Origin of the sequence: Roseateles oligotrophus, assembly GCF_014204525.1 — a bacterium.
GTDB lineage: Bacteria > Pseudomonadota > Gammaproteobacteria > Burkholderiales > Burkholderiaceae_C > Paucibacter_A > Paucibacter_A oligotrophus_A.
Window position 1 is genome coordinate 96,272 of sequence record NZ_JACHLP010000002.1, and the last position, 18,710, is coordinate 114,981.

General features: G+C 67.5%; 13 protein-coding genes. 8 read left to right on the forward strand and 5 right to left on the reverse strand.

What is annotated here, in order from left to right:
* The first annotated feature begins 38 nt into the window (after positions 1-38).
* The 5 genes from HNP55_RS05120 (at position 39) to HNP55_RS05140 (ending at position 6,590) form a co-directional block, all read left to right on the forward strand.
* Positions 39-704, forward strand: coding sequence for a response regulator transcription factor (locus HNP55_RS05120; RefSeq protein WP_184296882.1), 666 nt, complete (start codon positions 39-41; stop codon positions 702-704).
* 198 nt (positions 705-902) lie between these two features.
* Positions 903-1,874, forward strand: a complete 972-nt coding sequence (locus HNP55_RS05125) for an NADH:ubiquinone oxidoreductase (protein ID WP_184296884.1) — start codon at positions 903-905, stop codon at positions 1,872-1,874.
* A 3-nt stretch (positions 1,875-1,877) separates the two neighbouring features.
* Positions 1,878-3,419, forward strand: coding sequence for a nickel-dependent hydrogenase large subunit (locus HNP55_RS05130; RefSeq protein ID WP_184296886.1), 1,542 nt, complete (start codon positions 1,878-1,880; stop codon positions 3,417-3,419).
* A 14-nt stretch (positions 3,420-3,433) separates the two neighbouring features.
* Positions 3,434-3,958 (forward strand): hydrogenase maturation protease, encoded by a 525-nt coding sequence (locus tag HNP55_RS05135; RefSeq protein WP_221439474.1) that lies wholly within the window; start codon positions 3,434-3,436, stop codon positions 3,956-3,958.
* The gene (locus HNP55_RS05140) at positions 3,948-6,590 is read left to right on the forward strand and encodes a response regulator (RefSeq protein ID WP_184296890.1); all 2,643 of its coding nucleotides are present in this window, start codon (positions 3,948-3,950) and stop codon (positions 6,588-6,590) included. The genes HNP55_RS05135 and HNP55_RS05140 overlap by 11 nt, the downstream gene beginning before the upstream one ends.
* 75 nt (positions 6,591-6,665) lie before the next feature.
* On the opposite strand, the gene HNP55_RS05145 is transcribed toward HNP55_RS05140, so the two are convergent.
* Positions 6,666-7,211 carry an outer membrane beta-barrel protein gene (locus HNP55_RS05145; protein WP_184296892.1) on the reverse strand — a complete coding sequence of 182 codons (546 nt, stop codon included), beginning with the start codon at positions 7,209-7,211 and terminating at the stop codon, positions 6,666-6,668.
* Positions 7,212-7,486: 275 nt separating this feature from the next.
* On the opposite strand from HNP55_RS05145, the gene HNP55_RS05150 reads away from it, so the two are divergent.
* The gene (locus HNP55_RS05150; RefSeq protein ID WP_184296894.1) at positions 7,487-10,027 is read left to right on the forward strand and encodes a zinc-dependent metalloprotease; all 2,541 of its coding nucleotides are present in this window, start codon (positions 7,487-7,489) and stop codon (positions 10,025-10,027) included.
* A 74-nt stretch (positions 10,028-10,101) separates the two neighbouring features.
* Here HNP55_RS05150 and HNP55_RS05155 read toward each other — a convergent pair whose 3' ends face one another.
* Positions 10,102-10,392: a hypothetical protein gene (locus tag HNP55_RS05155; protein ID WP_184296896.1), complete on the reverse strand. Its 291-nt coding sequence runs from the start codon at positions 10,390-10,392 to the stop codon at positions 10,102-10,104.
* Between the two features lie 222 nt (positions 10,393-10,614).
* Between HNP55_RS05155 and HNP55_RS05160 the strand changes: the two genes are divergently transcribed.
* The gene (locus tag HNP55_RS05160) at positions 10,615-11,745 is read left to right on the forward strand and encodes a GGDEF domain-containing protein (protein ID WP_184296898.1); all 1,131 of its coding nucleotides are present in this window, start codon (positions 10,615-10,617) and stop codon (positions 11,743-11,745) included.
* A 21-nt stretch (positions 11,746-11,766) separates the two neighbouring features.
* Here HNP55_RS05160 and HNP55_RS05165 read toward each other — a convergent pair whose 3' ends face one another.
* The 3 genes from HNP55_RS05165 to HNP55_RS05175 all read right to left on the reverse strand — a co-directional run bounded on the left by HNP55_RS05165 (position 11,767) and on the right by HNP55_RS05175 (position 16,073).
* The gene (locus HNP55_RS05165) at positions 11,767-12,858 is read right to left on the reverse strand and encodes a patatin-like phospholipase family protein (protein WP_184296900.1); all 1,092 of its coding nucleotides are present in this window, start codon (positions 12,856-12,858) and stop codon (positions 11,767-11,769) included.
* Between the two features lie 18 nt (positions 12,859-12,876).
* On the reverse strand, positions 12,877-14,577 hold the full coding sequence (locus HNP55_RS05170) for an AMP-binding protein (RefSeq protein WP_184296902.1): 1,701 nt from the start codon (positions 14,575-14,577) through the stop codon (positions 12,877-12,879).
* Between the two features lie 191 nt (positions 14,578-14,768).
* On the reverse strand, positions 14,769-16,073 hold the full coding sequence (locus HNP55_RS05175) for a tryptophan--tRNA ligase (protein WP_184296904.1): 1,305 nt from the start codon (positions 16,071-16,073) through the stop codon (positions 14,769-14,771).
* Between the two features lie 245 nt (positions 16,074-16,318).
* Between HNP55_RS05175 and HNP55_RS05180 the strand changes: the two genes are divergently transcribed.
* On the forward strand, positions 16,319-18,589 hold the full coding sequence (locus HNP55_RS05180) for a putative bifunctional diguanylate cyclase/phosphodiesterase (RefSeq protein WP_184296906.1): 2,271 nt from the start codon (positions 16,319-16,321) through the stop codon (positions 18,587-18,589).
* Positions 18,590-18,710: the final 121 nt, after the last annotated feature.

The window sequence follows — 18,710 nt, forward strand, 5'->3', positions numbered from 1 at the left end:
CGCCTTGCTTCCGACTTTCTCTGACCTCACGAGCCTCTATGTTGAAGAATGTGCTGATCGTCGAAGACCAGCAACTGGTCCGGGCCGGGATGAAGGCCATGCTGCATCTCACCGTGCCCCATTGCCGCATCGTCGAAGCGGGCTCTTACGCGGAAACGCTGGCGCGGCTGGCCGAGACGGCGTTTGAGGTCGTTTTTCTGGACATAGACCTGAAGTCCGAGCAATCCGGCCTGGACCTGCTGGCCCGCATCCGCGAGCTGGGCCTGCCGCTGCGGGTGATCATGTTGTCGGCGCTGGACGACCGCGACACCATTCTGGGCTGCATTGCCGCCGGCGCCTCGGGCTTCATTCCCAAGGGCAGCGGCGACGAGACCGTGTTTGAGCGCGCCCTCAGCACGGTGTTCAGCGACGGCGTCTTCCTGCCCGCCTCGGTGTTCGGGCAGGGTCGCTGCCCGCCCGCGCCGGCCCCGCTCAGTGCCAGCGATATCGGCGTGTCGCCGCGCCTGTGCGAGGCCCTCTACTATCTGTGCCAGGGTTTGCCCAACAAGGTGATTGCCAAGCATATGGGCATCAGCGAGGGCACGATACGCAAGAACTATGTGTCGGAGTTGCTGCGCTTTTTCAAGGTGGCGCGGCGCACCGAGTTGATCATCGAAGTGGCTCGCCGCGGCATCCGCGTGCCGCCGCCGCCCCGCATTCCTTGAGCCGACGATTCCGGGCCGTGGCGTAACGCCAACTTTCAGCGTCCAGGGCCGCCCGGCAGCGCTCAGAAAAGGCTTGACGAAGTAGCCGCTCAAGCAACTAATTCGCACCAGGGCGGCGTTGGCGGGTCGGCGTGGTGCAGACTCTTTGCTCGTACAAGGTGGCTTGTTGGCCGCTTGAGCCCCGGGGAGTAGGCATCCATGACCACCTTGTTCTGGATTCAAACAGGTGCTTGCGGCGGTGATTCGCTGGCCTTGCTGAGCGCCGAATCGCCCAGTCTTGAGCAACTGCTGTCCCACCATGGCGTCGAGCTGCTGTGGCATCCCTCGCTGTCCCATGCCCCCACGCGCCGCTTTGACGAGTTGATCAAGGCCATTGGCGCGGGTGAGCAGCGCCTGGACATCCTCTGCGTGGAGGGCAGCATCATCACCGCCCCGCGTGGCACCGGCATGTTTGACCGGCACAAGGACCGCGCCAAGATGGACATCGTGCGCGAGCTGGCTCAGGCCGCCGAGGCGGTGGTGGCCATGGGCACTTGCGCGGCCTATGGCGGCGTGCATGCGGCCGAGCCCAATCCCAGCGACTGCACGGGCCTGCAGTTCGAGCGCGCCCAGCGAGGGGGTTTGCTGGGCGCGGAGTGGCGCTCCAAGCGGGGCCTGCCGGTGATCAATGTGGCGGGCTGCCCCGCCCACCCTCATGCGATGAGCCAGACCCTGGCCTGGCTGGCCATGGGCTTGCCGATCGCGCTGGATGCGATCAACCGGCCCAAGGCCTTTTTCAGCGCCATGGTGCACCAGGGCTGCAGCCGCAACGAACACCACGAGTACGACATCGAGGATACCCAGCCCGGCGGCCAGGGCTGCATGTTCTACAACCTGGGTTGCGAGGGCCCGATGACGCAAGCCGTTTGCAACGATGATCTCTGGCAAGGCGTCAGCAGCAAGACCCGGGCCGGCGTGCCCTGCGTGGGCTGCACCGCCCCCACCTTTCCCAAGGAGGGGGCCTTGTTCGTGACCGAGAAAATTGGCGCCGTGCCGGTGCGCCTGCCCCTGGGTGTGGAGCGGCCCCGCTATATGGCTTACAAGAATCTGGCCCGGGCGGCGGCGCCCCTGCGCTTGCGCGGCCTCGATGCGGGCCGCAAGACCAAGACGCCCCAGAGCGGGGAGGAGTGAGCCGTGGCACGCATCGAGCTGAATCTGGACCTGAACCGGGTCGAGGGCGACCTCGAGATCCGCCTGACGCTGGAGGACGGCGTGGTGGTGGAGGCCCGCACCGTGGGCACCCTGTATCGCGGCCTGGAGCAGATCCTGATCGGTCGCGCCGCCCGCGATGCCCTGGTCATTACCCCGCGCGTCTGCGGCATCTGCAGCACCTCGCACCTCTATGCCGCCGTGCTGGCGCTGGAGCAGGCCTGGGGCCTGCATCCGCCGGCCAATGCGACCCGGGTGCGCAATCTCTGCCTGGGGGCCGAGAGCTTGCAGAGCGATCTGCGGCAGAGCTTTCTGTTTTTTGCCCCGGACTTCTGCCAGCCCGGCTATGCGCAGCAGCCCGAGTACGCGCGCATCCTGGCCGAGTTCGAGCCCTTTCAGGGCCGCATCTACCGCGAGACCCTGGCGGTGAGCCGGCGCCTCGTGCGCATCGTGGCGGAGTTTGGCGGGCAATGGCCGCATTCCTCCTTCATGCTGCCCGGCGGGGTGACCATGGGGCCGGATGTGCGGCGCCTGCTGGCCTGCCGGGCCGAGCTGGACGCGGCGCGGCAATGGCTGGAGCAGTCCATCCTGGGCGGGGATATGGAGGCCTGGCTGGGCCTGCCCGATGCCGCGGCCCTGCAGGGCTGGCTGGAGCAGGGCCAGGCCGCCGATGCCGCCCTGGCCTTGCTGAACCGTTTTGCCCGCGGCCTGCAACTGCATCAGCGCGGCGCGGGCACCGGTCATATGCTGTCCTACGGCGCCGGCTACGAGGCCGAGGCCATGGCCCGCGGCGAGCGCATCACCCGCATGGCGGGCGGTTTTCTCGACGGCGATAGCGGCCAGGTCCAGGCCCTGGATCAGGGCCTGATCAACGAGCATGTGCGGCACTCCTGGTATCTGCCCTATGCCGGCGGCCGCCACCCCTGGGAGGGCGAAACCGTGCCCGACTACCGGCCCGACAGCGACCGCTACAGCTGGGCCAAGGCCCCCCGCTACGGCGACAAGGTGGTGCAGACCGGGCCGCTGGCCGAGTTGCTGCTGGGCGGCGACGCCTTGATGCAAAGCCTGTACCGCGAGGAAGGCGGCAGCGCCTGGCTGCGCCAGCTGGCGCGGCTGCGCCGCGTGGCCCACGGCCTGCAGCAGGCGCGCGCCATGCTGGACGAGATGGCCCTGCATCTGGGCGAAGCCCATTTCGAGGCCCCGCCCAAAGCGCCGGCCGCGAGCGACCCGGACGGCGATGGTTACGGCCTGGTGATGGCCGCCCGCGGCGCCCTGGGCCATTGGGTCAAGCTGCGCGATGGGGTGATAGAGAAGTACCAGATCGTCACCCCCACGGCCTGGAACGCCTCGCCGCGCGACAGCCAGGGCCAGCCCGGCCATTGGGAGCAAAGCCTGGTGGGCCTGCAGCTGGGCGATGCGGAAGACACGACCGAGATCGGCCACATCATCCGTTCGCACGACCCCTGCCTGGTCTGCACCGTGCATATGATGGCCAGCGACAAGCGTCTGCGTTTCTCACCCTTTTGAAGGCCAGCCAGCTCATGCCCTTCATGTCGCCTCTGCCGTCCCAGCCGCCCCTGCCGCATGCCGCCCGCCATCTGCTCTGCCTGGGCAATGCCCTGCATGGCGACGACGGCCTGGGCCCGGCCCTGGCGCAGGCCTTGCTGGCCGCGCCCCAGCTGCTGCCCGCCGATGTGCGGGTCTTCGAGCTGGGCACCCGGGGGCTGGACGGCCTGGCCTTGTTCGAGGGCTGCCGCCAGGTCTTGCTGATCGACGCCTGCGAACCGCGCGGCCAGCCCGGCCGCATCTGGCAGGGCTCGGCCGCCGACCTGCTGAGCCAGTGGCAGGTTTTGTTCGGCTCAGCGCCGACCGAGCATGGCGGCGGGCTGGGTTTTCTGCTGCGCGCCGCCGCCAGCCTGGAGGCGGGGCCCGAGGTCGAGGTGATCCTGCTGGAGGCGCAGCAGCTGCGGGCTTTCAGCCCCGGCCTGTCGGCCGCCGTGCGGGCCGCGCTGCCGGCGCTGATCGCCCGCATTCAAGCCGCGCTGGAGCCCGCCCATGTCCTCTGAGCGCAGCAGCAGCGTGCAGGAATTGCAGTGGGAGCTGGAGTATTTGCGCATGGCCAATGCCGCGCTGGAGAGCCAGATGGTGGCCAACTCCGAGCAGATGGAGGCCATGCTCCGCGAGCTGGAGGCGCAGCGCAATGCGGCACTGAAAGCGCGCCAGAACGAGAAAAACCTCAGCAACCATGTCAATCGCGTGCTGGACAGCGCGGGCAGCCTGCTCTTTGTGCTGGATCTGCAGGGCCGGGTCAGCGCCGCCAACAAGGCCAGCCGCGAGGCCCTGGGCTTTGATCACGCGGCCCTGGGCCACTTTGTGCTGGACGGCTTTCTGCATCCCCAGGAACAGGCCCAGCTGCGCGAGGGCTTGCCGGAGCCGCAGCGCCAGGCCGAGTCGCCCCTGCTGGAGCAGATTCTGCGCCAGCAGGGCTATGAGGCCGAGCTGCGCTTTTTGCACGGGAATGGCGAGCTCCACCTCTACCAGCTGCGCGGCAGCAGCCTGCATTGCCCGCGGGGCAAGCTGGAGGGCGTGGTCATCAGCGCCAACGACGTCACCGCGCTGCGCAGCGCCCAGCTCGCGGCCGAGGCGGCGACGGCGGCCAAGGCCAGCTTCCTGGCCAATATGAGCCACGAGATCCGCACACCGATGAATGCCGTGCTGGGCCTGGCCCATCTGCTCAGCAAGACCTCGCTGGACAAGCGGCAGAGCAACTATCTGCTGAAGATACGCCAGTCGGCCGACCACCTGCTGGGCATCATCAACGACATCCTGGACTTCTCCAAGATCGAGGCCGGCAAGCTGAGCCTGGAGTCGGCCGATCTTTCGCTGGAGAAATTGCTCAACGACAGCGCCGACCTGATGGCCGAACGCCTGCGGGCCAAGAATCTGGAGCTGGTGTTCGACTGCGATAACGAGGTGCCCGACGGGCTGCGCGGCGACTTTCTGCGGCTCTCGCAAGTGCTGCTGAACTTCATCTCCAACGCGGTCAAGTTCACCGAGCGTGGGCAGATCGTCGTGCGGGTGAATCTGCTGGAACGCGCCGAGCAAGGCCTTTTGCTGCGCTTTGGCGTGCAGGACAGCGGCATCGGCATGAGCGAGGAGCAGGTGCAGCGCATGTTCCAGCCCTTCAGCCAGGCCGACAGCTCGACCACCCGCAAATTCGGCGGCACCGGCCTGGGCCTGGCCATCAGCAAAAACCTGGCCGAGCTGATGGCGGGCGAGGTGGGCGTGCAAAGCCAGCTGGGCCGGGGCAGCTACTTCTGGTTCACCGCCTGGCTGGGCCTGGCCGATCAAGACCCGCCTCTGCGCGGCCAGGCCCTGCCCTTGTTCGAGGGCAAGACGGCCTTGGTGGTGGACGACAACGATGTGGCCCGCCTGGCCCTGTGCCAGATGCTGCTGGAGCTGGGTTTTGTGGCGCAGGGGGCGGGCTCGGGAGATGAGGCTTTGGCGGGCCTGACGAGCGGCCGCCTGCGCAGGCCCGATCTGGTGGTGATGGATTGGCAGATGCCGGGCCTGGACGGCTTGCAGACCTCGGCCCGCCTGCGTCAAGCACCCTGGCTGTTGCCGGTGCCGATTCTGCTGGTCACCAGCTACGCGCCCGATGACCTGGCGGCCGATGCCCAGCGCTCCAGTGTCAACGAGATCCTGGCCAAGCCGATCAGCCTGGCCCGTTTGCGCGAAGTCTTGAGCGATTTGATGCGTGTGCATGCGCCGGGCGCGGCCGGGCCCGCGCCCAGCCCTCAGCCGCAGGCCCCGGATGCGGCCGGCCTGAGCGCGCATCTGCGTGGGGCCCGCATCCTGCTGGTGGAAGACAACGAGCTCAATCAGATGGTGGCGACCGAGTTGCTGCAGGAGTTGCTGTGCGAGATCGAGCTGGCCGCCAATGGCGCCATCGCCCTGGAGATGCTGGAGGAAACGCGTGCCGGCCAGCGCCGCGCCTATCAGCTGGTGCTGATGGATATGCAGATGCCGGTGATGGACGGCCTCAGCGCCACCGCGAAGATACGCAGCCAACCCTTTTTCGAGCGCCTGCCCATCATCGCGATGACGGCCAATGCCATGGACGAAGACCGGCAGCGCTGCGAGCGGGCGGGCATGAATGATTTCGTCAGCAAGCCCATCGAACCCGAGCTGCTGGAACGCGCCCTGCAGAAATGGCTGCCTGTCATGCCCGCGGCCCTGGCGGAGGCTGCGAGCACCCCAGCCCCGGCCGGCCCTGTGTCGGCGCCGCCACCGCCGCCACCACCGCAGGGCGATCAAGCCCTGCTGCAGAGCTGGAACGGCGTGGTGGGCCTGGACGTGGCCAGCGCCCTGCCGCGCATGGGCGGCAATGCCACGAGCTATATCCGCTTTCTGCGCAAGCTGGCGCTGGCCGAAGCGGATTGCACCGCCCGCATACGCGCGGCCCTGGCGGCGGGCGACACCGAGCAGGCCCGCCTGCATGCGCACAGCGCCAAGGGCGGGGCGGCCAATCTGGGCGTCAAGGTGCTGGCCAATGCCGCGGCCAAGATCGAGCAAGGCCTGATCGGCGGCGACACCGGCTCGGCCGCCCTGGAGCGGTCCATGCAGCAGTTCGAGCAATGCCTGGCCGTGCTGCAGCGGACGGTGGCGGCCGAGAACCAGGCCGCGCCTGCAGCTTAGAGCGGCTGACAAAACTCAGCGCAGCGGTCCTGGCAAGGCAATGCAACGCGGCCAGGAGAGTTTTGTTAGCAGCTCTTAGAAGCGGTACTCCAGGCCGAAGGTCAGCAGATTCACCTCGTTACGGGTGAAGCGCAGATACTCCAGCTTACCGGCGAAGCGGGGTGTGAAGGCATAGGCCAGGCCCAGGCCGGCGCTGGTCTCGCTGAGCTTGTAGTCGGGCTTGATCGTCGTCCCCGTGCTCATGCGGGTGCGCCCCGTGCCGAGCCGGGCGTAGACGCTGAAGCTGTCGTTCACTGGCAGGCCGGCCAGCAGGGCGAGGCCGAGATGGTCCTCGGGGTAGTAGCCGGGATTGTTGTTGAGAGCATTGGCCAGCAGCTCGAAGCTCAAGGAGCGGCTGAAGGCCTCGACGGCGAAATTCTCATTGAAGCGATAGCCGGCGCCAAAGCCCAGCGACAAGCTGGTGCCGGTCTTGTACTCGCTGGCCGAACCGCTGGCGCGGCCCAGGCTGGCACCGAGGTAAATGCCTCCTGCATCCTTGGGCTCGGCCGCCCAGGCGCTGGCGGCGCAGGCCAGCAAACACAGGGCCAAGGCGTGTTTCTTGAACGATGATTTGACGGACATTTTTCCTCTCCCTGGGGTGACCCCCGCGCACTCTAGCACCGGCGAATCCGCGTTTCCTGGCACTTTGCACCAAGGGCTTTATGCGTACAGGTGCCGTGTTATGGCTCGATACAAGGGTCTTTACCAGGGCGGTGACTTTCGACCCTGGCGCTTGCCTCGTTCAGAATCGCCGCGTCCACAATTTCTGCACGCCCATGTCCAAGTTCCCTCTCCGCAAAACGCCGAACAGCTCTCGGCATGCCCTGGCCCTGGCCCTTGTCGGCTGTTTGACACCCTTGAGCCTGCTCGCTCAGGAAGCGCCCCCGGCCACACCGGCCTCGGCGCCCGCCGCTGCCGGCGCGGCCCGCCCCGCCGCCGCGCCGGACGCGCAAGACCCCAAGCCTTTCGACAAGGTCATCACCGCCGATGCCAAGTCCCAGCATGGCCTGTTCACGCTGCACAGCGTCAAGGGCAAGCTGTACTTCGAGATCCCCAAGGCCCTGCTGGACAAGCCCTTGCTGATGGTGGCCACGGCCACCGCCGTGCCGGCCAATGTGGACCATGTGGGCAAGGCCCTCAACGAGGACGTGGTGCGCTTTGTGCAGCAGGGCAATAAGGTCTATTTCCAGGCCGTGTCCTACAACTTTGCCGCCGAGCCGAACCGCCCCATCGCCAGCGCGGTCGAGGCCTCGCAGCGCGACACCGTGCTGGGCAGCTTCCCCATCGAGACCTTTGGCAAGAACGGTGCGCCGGTGATCGAGGTGAGCCGCTTGTTCAATAGCGAGGTGGGTGATTTCTCGGCCCGCGGCATCCTCAAGGGCAGCGGCGTCGATGCCTCGCGCAGCTATGTGGAGGGCAGCCGTGCCTTCCCCACCAGCCTGCGCATCGACGCGGTGCAGACCTATGGCCTGATCAACACGCCGCCGGTCTTGCCGCCTGGCCTGCCGCCCGGCTTCAGCCTGCCGCCGCAGCCGCCCAAGAGCGCCAGCGTCAGCATCGCCTACAACATCGTGCAACTGCCCGAGCAGCCCATGCAGGCCCGGGTGATGGACGACCGGGTGGGCTTTTTCAGCATTGCCCGGGTCGACTTCGGCAGCGACGCGCACGAGAGCAAGCGCGAGCGCCTGATCACCCGCTGGCGGCTGGAGAAGAAGGACCCGGCCGCCGCCCTCAGCGAGCCGGTCAAGCCCATCGTCTGGTATATCGACAAGACCACGCCCACCGCCCTGCTGCCCTATGTCAAGAAAGGCATCGAGGCCTGGAATGTGGCCTTCGAGGCCGCCGGCTTCAAGAATGCGGTGCAGGCCCGCCCCTTCCCCAGCAAGCAAGAAGACCCCGAATTCGACCCCGCCGATGTGCGCTACAGCATCATCCGCTGGGTGCCCTCGCCGATCGCCAATGCCTACGGCCCCCACCTCAGCGACCCGCGCAGCGGCGAGATCCTGAACGCCAATATCGTGATGTATCACAACATCATGCAGCTGCAGCGCGACTGGTACATCACCCAGGCCGGCGCCGTCGACCCGCGCGCCCAGCAACTGCCCCTGCCCGACGATTTGATGGGCGAGCTGGTGGGCTATGTGGTGACGCACGAGGTCGGCCACTCGCTGGGCTTTCCGCACAATATGAAGGCCAGCTCGCTCTACCCGGTGGACAAGCTGCGCGACGCCAAATGGCTGAAGGAAATGGGCCATGTGCCCACCTTGATGGACTACAGCCGCATCAACTACCTGGTCCAGCCCGAGGACAAGATCGACCCGGCCCTGCTGATCCCCAAGATCGGCCCCTACGACATCTTCGCCACCAAATGGGGTTATGCCCCCATCCCCGAGGCCAAGACGGCCGCGGCCGAAAAGCCGGTGCTGGATGCCTGGATACGCGAGCAGGACGGCAAGCCCTGGCTGCGCTTCACCTCGCCCAAGGGTGAGGGCGAGTACGGCGACAGCACCGAGGCCGTCGGCGACGCCGATGCGGTCTACGCCACCACGCTGGGCATCAAGAATCTGCAGCGCATCGTCAAGAACCTGCCCAAGATGACGCTCAAGGCCGGCCAGGACGACAAGACCCTGGAAGAGCTTTACCGCGCCACCTGGGCCCAGTGGGGCCGCGAGTTAGGTCATGTGACGGCCATCGTCGGCGGCTACAACTTCCACAACAAGCATGGCGAGCAGGCCGGCGCCGTCTACACCCCCGCGGCCAAGGCCAAACAGGCCCAGGCCGTGGCCTTGTTGAACGAGCAGCTGTTCAAGACGCCCAACTGGCTGTTCGAGCCGGCCATCGTCGAGCGCGTGCGCCCGCAAGAGCCCGGCAATCTGCTGCTGGCCGCCCAGCGCAACACCTTGCGCGCCCTGCTGGACCGTGGCCGCATCGCGCGCCTGCAGGCCCAGGAAGCGGCCGCTGCCGAAGGCCGGGCCTATCGGGTGGACGAGCTGCTGGCCGATCTGCGCGCCGGCATCTTCGGCGAGCTGCAAGGCCCGGCGGCCAAGATCACGGCGCCGCGCCGCAATCTGCAGCGTGCCTATATCGAGCAGCTGGGTGAACGCCTGGTGGCCGCCGGTGGCACGGGCACGGACGATAGCAAGCCCGCCATCCGCGCCGAGCTGAAGGCGCTCAAGAGCCTGTTCGCCGGCAAGGCCGCCAGCACGGGCCTGGAGCGCAGCGCACGCGCCCAGGCCGATGAGTTGTTGGACCTGGTCAACCGTGCCCTGGACCCGCGCGGCCTGCCCGCGACCACGGCCGCTGCGCCGCTAGGCCTGCCCGGCCGTGGCCTCAGCGAGGAGCTGGGCCGCGGCCATCAGCACGATGAGAGCTGCTGGCCCGCCGCTGGCCTGCGCTGAAAGAAAAGGACGGCCGCCGGCCGTCCTTGTTGATCGATCGTTTGAGATGAGGCTCCGGGCTCAGGCCCGGGGCCTCATTCTTTTTTGCCGATGGCCTCGCTCACCTTGTCCACGGCCTGCTTGGTCTTCTCGACCGCGGCGTCGCCGGCCTTGCCGAGGGCCTTTCCGGCCTCGTGTGCCAGCTCGCTGGCGCCTTCCACCGCCGTGTGCGTCGCCTCCTTGGTGTGATCCCAGGCCGAGCTGGCTGCGGCCTGGGCCTTGTCGCCCAGCTCGCCGGCCGCCTCCGCCACGGCCTTGCCCGCCTCGCTCACGGCCGCTCCGGCCTCCTGCGCCGCACCCTTGACCTTGTTCCATAGATCCGACATGGCATTGCTCCTGCTGTTGATTGCAAGCCATTCTGCGCGCGGCCTGTGAGATGCGCCCGGATGATTTTTGGCAGAGCGCTCCAGCTTTTGACCCTCTTAGATGTGACATAGTTTGCCGCTGAACTGTGCAGCCCCCTGGGATGAGCGATGGGCCCTGGGGAGTTGACCCGCAAAATAGGGACTCGACTTTTTTCAGGCCTTTGCATTCGGAACGCCGTCTCCATGCTTGCAATGCTGTACCAGCGAACGAAACAAAGCCTGCTTGCTTTTCTGCAGGAGGGCAGCCAGCACAGCGCCGACCCCAGCCTGCAGCGCAAGGCCGTCCAGCTCAATATCGGCGTGCTGATGATGCAGGCCACGGTGCTGGCCTTCACCCTGTTCTTTTTCGCCCTGGGCAATGAGGGCCTGATTCTTTCCGGCCTGGTGCAGATCCCCTGGTCTCTGGCGACCCTGGTGGCCGTCAATCGCGCCCAGCATGCCGGCCACCTGAATCTGGCGCGTTGGTTCCTGATGCTGGGAGTGATGGCCGATGCGGCCTCGGCCCTGATGCTGGCGCAGGGTCTGGTCATCGGCATCCACTTCTACTACCTGCTGTTTGCCATCGTGCCCACGGTGTTTTTTCCGGCCAGCCGCTGGCGCGAGTCCCTGCTGCAATCGGTGTTGAATCTGGGCTTGTTCGCTTTTTTTGAGATTCACGGCTGGACGCCCCACCCCGCCATGCTGAACCTAGGGCCCGAGACGGTGCATGTGCTGCGGGTGGCCATGGTGATTTCCTGCGTGCTCATCGTCGCCTTTCTGATGATTCAGGCCGAGTACTCGGCGGTGAAGAAGGAGGCCGAGCTGCAGCTGATGGCCAGCACCGACTTGCTGACCCAGCTGCCCAATCTGCGTGCCTTCAGGCAGAACTACAGCCGCGAGGTGGCGCGTGCCCGGCGCGAGGACAGCCCGCTGATCGTGGGCATGCTGGATGTGGACCATTTCAAGCGCATCAACGATGTCTACGGCCATCCCGTGGGCGACCATGTCTTGCGCCTACTGGCTCAGGTCCTGAGCGAGCAGCTGCGCGCCAGCGATCTGGTGGCGCGGGTGGGCGGTGAGGAGTTCGCCCTGCTGATGCCGCAAACCGAGCTGGAGCAGGCCCAGCAGATCTGCGAGCGCCTGCGCATCACCGTGTCACGCCATCGCTTTGGCACGGTCAGCCAGCCCCTGGCCATCAGCATCAGCATAGGCCTGGCCAGGCTGGAGCCCGGTGACGATGAGGAGCGGGTGCTGCGCGCGGCCGACAAGGCGCTCTACCAGGCCAAGAACGAGGGCCGCAACCGGGTGGTGCTGCACCGCGCCGGTTTGGCCTAGGCCTGTTAGCGCTAACAGGCCCTAGCGCATCGGCAGCCGCATATCGTCCAGATAGTCCTGCTTGATATTGACCGTGCTCTTCTGGCCCAGGGCCTCGTAGTGCCGGCCCAGCCAGCTCTTGGCATGCTGGCGGCCCAGCTGGTGCAGGGTGGCGATCAGGCCGGCCTCGGTGGAACTCTTGGTGGAGGCGGCGAAGGCGTCCAGCGCCTCGCCGCCGTCGATGCGGTGCATCAGCACGTCCTTGTACTGCGCCGGGTCCAGCTTGCCCTCCTTGATCAGGCGCTGGACAAAATCGATGGCGCGCATCTCGGCGATCAGGCCGGCGTTGAAGGTCACCTCGTTGAGGCGGTCCATGATTTGCGCGCTGGTGGTGGGCAGTTCCTCGCGGCGTATCGGGTTGATCTGAACCAGCAGGATGTCGCGGCCCTGACAGTTGTAAATCAGCGGATGGATGGCCGGGTTGCCCGAGTAGCCGCCGTCCCAGAAATGGTCGCCCTCGATCTCCACCGCCTTGAACAGCGTGGGCAGGCAGGCCGAGGCCATCACCGCGTCCACGCTCAGGCGCTTGCCGGAGAACACCTCGGCCTTGCCGTTCCTCACCCGGGTGGCGACGACGAAGACCTTGGGCGCGGCCAGCCGGGCCAGGGCCTCAAAGTTGATCTGCTCGGCCACAAAGCTGCGCAGCGGGTTGATGTCAAACGGATTGGCCTGGTAGGGTGAGAGCGCGCTGGACCAGAAGCTGTTCATCGCATTGACCCATAGCGAGGCCGGCGAGTTCGCGCCGGCGCAGGGGCCGAACAGAAAGGCGAAGGGCGCGCGCTGGGCCTCGCTGAGCGTGTTGCCCAGCGCGCCCATGGCGACGATGCCGTCCCAGAATTTCCGCAGCGATGCGCGGGCCGCCTCGCGCGGGTCGCTGCCGCGCCGGCCCTGGGCCTGGGCCTGGGCAAAGCCATGGGCCAGGGCCACCGCATTCATGGCCCCCGCGCTGGTGCCGCTGATGCCTTCGATGGCGATGCGGCCGTCCTCCAGCAAGGCATCCAGCACGCCCCAGCTGAAGGCGCCGTGCGAGCCGCCGCCTTGCAGGGCCAGATTGATGGGGGCTTTGGCGTTCATGCGCGCCAGCTTAGCGCGTCAATCGCCCCAGACAACCGGTTTGCGCTGCGCCACCCAGGCTTCCAGCTGGGGGCCGTAGACCTCGTCGACGCGATTGCGCTTGACCTTGAAGGTCGGGGTGATGAAGCCGTTGTCCACCGTCCAGGGCTGGCGTATCACCACCACGCAGTCCAGTTGCTCGTGCGGGTCCAGCTTGGCGTTGACCGCGTCCAGATGGGTGGCCAGGGCCTGGCCCAAAGCGGCCCGCTCGGCCTCGCTCTGGCTGTGTGCCGCGGCCGTGGGCGAGAGCATCACGATGCCCACCGGCTGGCCCATATTGGCGCCGGTCACCACGCAGGCTTCGATGGCGGGGAACTGGCCCAGGCGGTCCTCGATGGGGGCGGGCGCCACGTATTTGCCCTTGCTGGTCTTGAACAAGTCCTTCACCCGGCCGGTGATGCGCAGCAGGCCCTGGGCGTCGATCTGGCCCTTGTCGCCGGTGCGCAGCCAGCCGTCTGCGGTGAAGGCCTCGGCGCTCAACTGGGGCTCTTTGTAATAACCCAGCATCAGGGCGGGGCTGCGCATCTGCAGCTCGCCGTTCTCGGGGGCGATGCGCGCCTCCACGCCGGCATAGGTCGGGCCGACGCTGCCGGTCTGGTTCTGGCCGGGCAGGGTGATGTGGCTAACGGCCAGGTTCTCCGTCATGCCATAGCCCTCGTTGACGGGCAGGCCCAGGCGGCGGTACCAGTCCAGCAAGGCCACGGGCATGGGGGCGGCGCCGCCGGCGGCGACGCGGCATTGGTCCAGGCCCAGGGCCTTTTTGATCTTTTTGCGCACCAGGCCGCCGATCAGGGGCAGGGACAGCAGCAGGGCCAGCTTGTGCTCGGGCAGCTTGGCCTGCACGCCTTGCTGGAACTTCACCCACAGGCGTGGCACCGAGAAGAAGATGGTGGGCCGGGCGCGCTGCAGATCGCTGGCGAAGCTGTCCAGGCTGTCGGCAAAGTAGACCGAGAAGCCGGTGTGCAGCCAGCCATGCTCGATCAGCACCCGCTCCACCACATGGGCCAGGGGCAGATAGGACAGCATGCGGTCCTGCTCACCCATGGGGATACGCTTGAGCGCCGCGCTCATGGCCCAGGCAAAAGCGCCAAAGCTGTGCATCACGCCCTTGGGCGCGCCGGTCGTGCCCGAGGTGTAGATCAGCGTGGCCAGCTCATCGGCCTGGCGCAGGGGCTCGCCCTGCAGCGGCGTGTGGCGGGCGCAGATGGCGTCCCAGCCCTCGTAGGCCTGCTTGGCGTCGGCCGGTGACAGCGGGTAGCTGAAGCAGGGCAGGCCCTCGGGCAGGCCGGGCTTCATGCCCTCCCAGCCGTCCAGCTTGCCGACGAAGCAGGCGCGCGCCTCGCTATGCGTCAGGATCTGCCGAATCGTCTCGGGTGCCAGCGTCGGGTAGAGCGGCACCGAGACATAACCTGCCATCCAGATGGCCAGATCGCTCATCAGCCACCAGGCGCAGTTCTTGGACAGTATGGCCACCTTGGCGCCCGGCTCCCAGCCCTGGGCCTGGCCCAGGGCCTGCAGATGGCTGGCCATGCGGCGCACCTGCTCGCCGATCTGGGCCCAGCTGAATTCCTGCAAAGCCCCGCCGCCCATGGGCTGGGTCAGGGCGATGCGCGTGGGGGCCTGGCGCTCCCAGTGGTAGAAGCGCTGCAGGGCCAGACTGTCGGCGGCGATGGTGGGCATGGGGTCTTGTCTCCGGGGTCTGTTGGTTCGAATGGGCTCGCTTTGCAAGCCTAGCAAGTCCCGCCCACGGGCAAGAGCGGGTAAATGGGGGGTTGGGCGTCGATTAGAGCCGCCCCTCGAACAGATGTGCGCTGCCGGCGCCCCTGGGCCTTCGGCAGCCGAGCCAAGCCTTCCGGCTTGACTGTGCAGCCTCAGCCCGCCTCGGCTTCCTGCAGGGCGGCCAGGGCCGCGACGACGGCGGCCGCGTCCAGCACCAGGCCCGGGGGCAGGGGCAGGTCGGCCAGGGCGCTCTGCCCTTCGCGCTTCAGGCGCGCCACCCACTGGCCGGCGGCGCGGCCTTCGGCGAAGCCCTGGCTTTGCAGCAGCAGGCTGCCATCGGCGGCATTGAGCTTGAAGTAGAACTGGCCGTCGGCCTCGCGGTACTGTTTGAACACCGGCAGGGCGGCCTTGGCCGGCTTGGCCTTGGCCGCCGGCGCCAAGGCGGCGAAGCTGCGCAGGCCCACGGCCTCGCGGGCGCGGGCCAGCAAGGGGGCGGCCAAACGGCGAGCCTTGGCGGCACCCTCTTGCAGAATCGCCTCGATGCGCTCCGGGTGGGCCATCAGCTCGGCATAGCGCTCGCGCATGGGGGCGATCTGGGCCTCGATCAGTTCGAACAGCTGCTGTTTGGCCTCGCCCCAGGCCAGGCCGGCGCGCAGGGCGGCGCGGAAGTCGGCGCGCTGCTGCGGCGTGGCAAAGGCGTCGTAAATCGTGACCAGGGCCTGACCCTCGGGGTCTTTGGGCTCGCCGGGCAGCTTGGAGTCGGTCTTGATGCGGGCAATCGCCTCCTTCAGCGCCTTGGCGCCGCCCTCGAACAGCGGGATGCTGTTGTCATAGCTCTTGCTCATCTTGCGCCCGTCCAGGCCGGGCAGCTGGGCCACGTCCTCCTCGACATTGGCCTCGGGCAGCACGAAGAACTCGGCGCCGCCGCCGAACTGGTGGTTGAAGCGCTGGGCCACATCGCGCGCCATCTCGATGTGCTGGACCTGGTCGCGGCCCACCGGCACGCGGTGGGCGTTGAAGATCAGGATGTCGGCCGCCATCAGGATGGGGTAGCTGTACAGGCCCATGGTGACGCCCGCGTCCAGGTCTTCGCCGGCGGCGAGGTTGGCATCGGTAGCGGCCTTGTAGGCATGGGCGCGGTTCATCTGGCCCTTGGAGGTCATGCAGGTCAGCAGCCAGCTCAGCTCGGGGATCTCGGGGATGTCGCTCTGGCGGTAGAAGGTGACGCGCGAGGTGTCCAGGCCGGCGGCCAGCCAGGTGGCGGCGATCTCCAGGCGCGAGCGGGCGATGCGGGCCGGGTCGTCGCACTTGATCAGGGCGTGGTAGTCGGCCATGAAGAAGAAGCTCTCCACGCCGCTCTCCCGGCTGGCCGCGATGGCGGGCCGGATCGCGCCGACGAAATTGCCGAGGTGCAGGGTGCCGGTGGTGGTGATGCCGGTCAGAACGCGTTGGGTCATGGTGGGTCTGGCTGCTGCTGTGCTTGGAATCGGGAAGACGGGGCCGTCGCCCCGTCTGCCTGCATTGTCTCAGCATGTGGCGGGCCTGAGTTCCCGGCCGCTTGTGGTGCGGATTCATGTCGGACCCGAGGTTTACCGTCAAGAATCGCGTGTACGTTCCCATTCCAAGGGCTAGGATGGGCGTTCGCCCGCCATTCAACGCTGTTGCCGCTTGGACCTTCTGGCCGCAACGATTTGGGAGCTCCATGACCGCCCTGATCCTGATTGGCTCCGGACTCAATGCCTTGCTGGGCCTGGCCTTGCTGATGCTGTGGCGCCAGGCGCCGCAGTATCTCTATGTGCGCTACTGGGGCTGGAGCTGGATCCTGCTGTCGGGCGCTTTGTCCCTGGGCCTGGGCCTGCTGCCCGATCAGGACGGCAGCATTTTTCACAAGCTGATGGTGGGCGCCGCGGCGGCCTTTGCCATGGGCTCCATGGCCTTGCGCACGGCGGGCGCGCGCATCTACCGCCAGCTGCCTTGGGAGCGCCGTGTCTGGCTGCCGCTCTATCTGGCCATGATGGGCAGCCTGATGTGGCTGGCCGAGCTGGATCACCGTTATGCCGTGCTGGCCGCCTCCATCTACCTGGCCATCGGCGCCTGGCAATGCGCCTGGTGGATGGGCCGGCAGGGTGACCCGGGCGAGCGCTTTGTGGCCCTGTGCTTTGTCGCAGCCGGTTTTGTCCATGTGCTGACGCCGGCGTTCGATCCCCTGGGCCGTTCGGCCGTGCCGCATGTGGCGGGTCTGTTTGTGCAGACCATGCTGTCCCTGGGCCTGATCCTGCTTTCGGTCAAGCGCGCCCATGCCGAGGCCAGGCAGCAGGCCGAGCGTTTCGGCCGGCTGGCCCAGCATTCGCTGCAGGGCCTGGCGGTGGTCAGCCATATGCGGCTGGTCTATGCCAACCCGGCGGCCTTGAAGATCCATGGCTTCGCCAGTCTGGAGGAGGCCATGCAGCCCAATTCCCTGCTGCCCTTGCTGCCTCCCGAGCAGGTGCAGGAGGTCTTGAATCGCCACCGGCAGGTGCTGGCGGACCCGCAAGCCCATATCGAATGGGAGGGCTTGCGGCTGAGCCGGGACGGGCGGCAGATCCATGTGCATGGCCTGTCCAGCTATACCGACTGGGAGGGCGAGCCGGCCGAGCTGACGGTGATGCTGGACGACAGCTCCCGCCAGGCCGCGCTGGACGCTCTGCGTCGCCAGGCCTTGCACGACGAACTGACCGATCTGCCCAATCGCAATTTCGCCGTCGACCGCCTGCACCAGCTCACCTACACGGGCGCGCCGCCCTTCGCCATCCTCTCCGCCGATATGGACCGCTTCCAGCTCGTCAACGAAAGCCTGGGCCATGAGGTGGGCGACGGGCTGTTGCAGGCCGTGGCCCGGCGCCTGTGTCAGGAGCTGCCCGTCAACGCGACGCTGGCCCGGCTGGGCGAGGACCAATTTCTGGTGCTGCTGGAGGGCGTTGCCGAGCGCGCCGAGGTGCAGGCGGCGGTGGAGGCCATGCTGGCCCTGCTGCAGACGCCCTTCCGGGTGCAGGGGGCCGAGCTTTTCGTGCATATGTCGGTGGGCGTGGCCCAGTTCCCGCGCGACGGGCGCGACGCCAACGGCCTGCTGCGCGCCGGCGATGCCGCCATGCGCGCGGCCAAGGCCAGGGCCGGCATCTCTTACGCCTTCTTCGAGTCCAGCATGAAGAGCGACTCGCGCGCCCGGCTGGAGATGGAGCAGGCCATCAGCCATGCCATCGTGCAAGGCCAGTTCGTGCTGGAGTACCAGCCCAAATTCCTGGCCCACAGCCGCCGGCTCTGCGGCTTTGAGGCCTTGGTGCGCTGGGAGCGGCCGGGCCAGGGCCGGGTCAGCCCGGCGGACTTTGTGCCCGCGGCCGAGCGCACCGGCCAGATCCACGCCCTGGGCGCGCTGATTCTGGACATCGTGATGACCCAGCTGCGCGTCTGGCTGGCACGTTATGGCCGGCTGCTGCCGGTGGCCGTCAATGTCTCGCCGGTGCAGTTCGAGGACGGCGGCTTTGCCACCGGCCTGCTGGGCGAGCTGAAGGCGCGCGCCCTGCCGCCCGAGGCCCTGGAGATCGAGATCACCGAGACGGCCGCCATCGCCCACCTCGACCAGGTCATGCCCCAGCTCAGCCTCTTGCGCGGCGCCGGCCTGCTGTGCGCGCTGGATGATTTCGGCACCGGCCAGTCCTCGCTGACCCTGTTGCGCCAGCTGCCCATCGGGGCGATGAAGCTGGACCGCAGCATGATCGCCCCCCTGCCCGAGCCCGATGCCAGCGCCGTCGTGCAGGTGAGCTGCGCCCTGGGCCAGGCGCTCAAGCTGGACATCGTGGCCGAGGGCGTGGAGACCGAGCTGCAGGCCCAGTCCGCCGAAAGCCTGGGCTGCACCCAGTTGCAAGGGTTTTATCTGGGCCGGCCGCTGCCGGTGGCCCAGGCCCAGGCCTTGCTGGATCAATGGGCTAGTGTCTAGCTGCGTGCTGAACATCGCCCCGCCTGTGCGGGCCTACCCACCCTTTTGGGCGGGCATCGCCGCCCGCGCTTTACGCGTAGCATGCGGCCCCAAGATAGAGACTGGGGGCGGGGATGTGGTT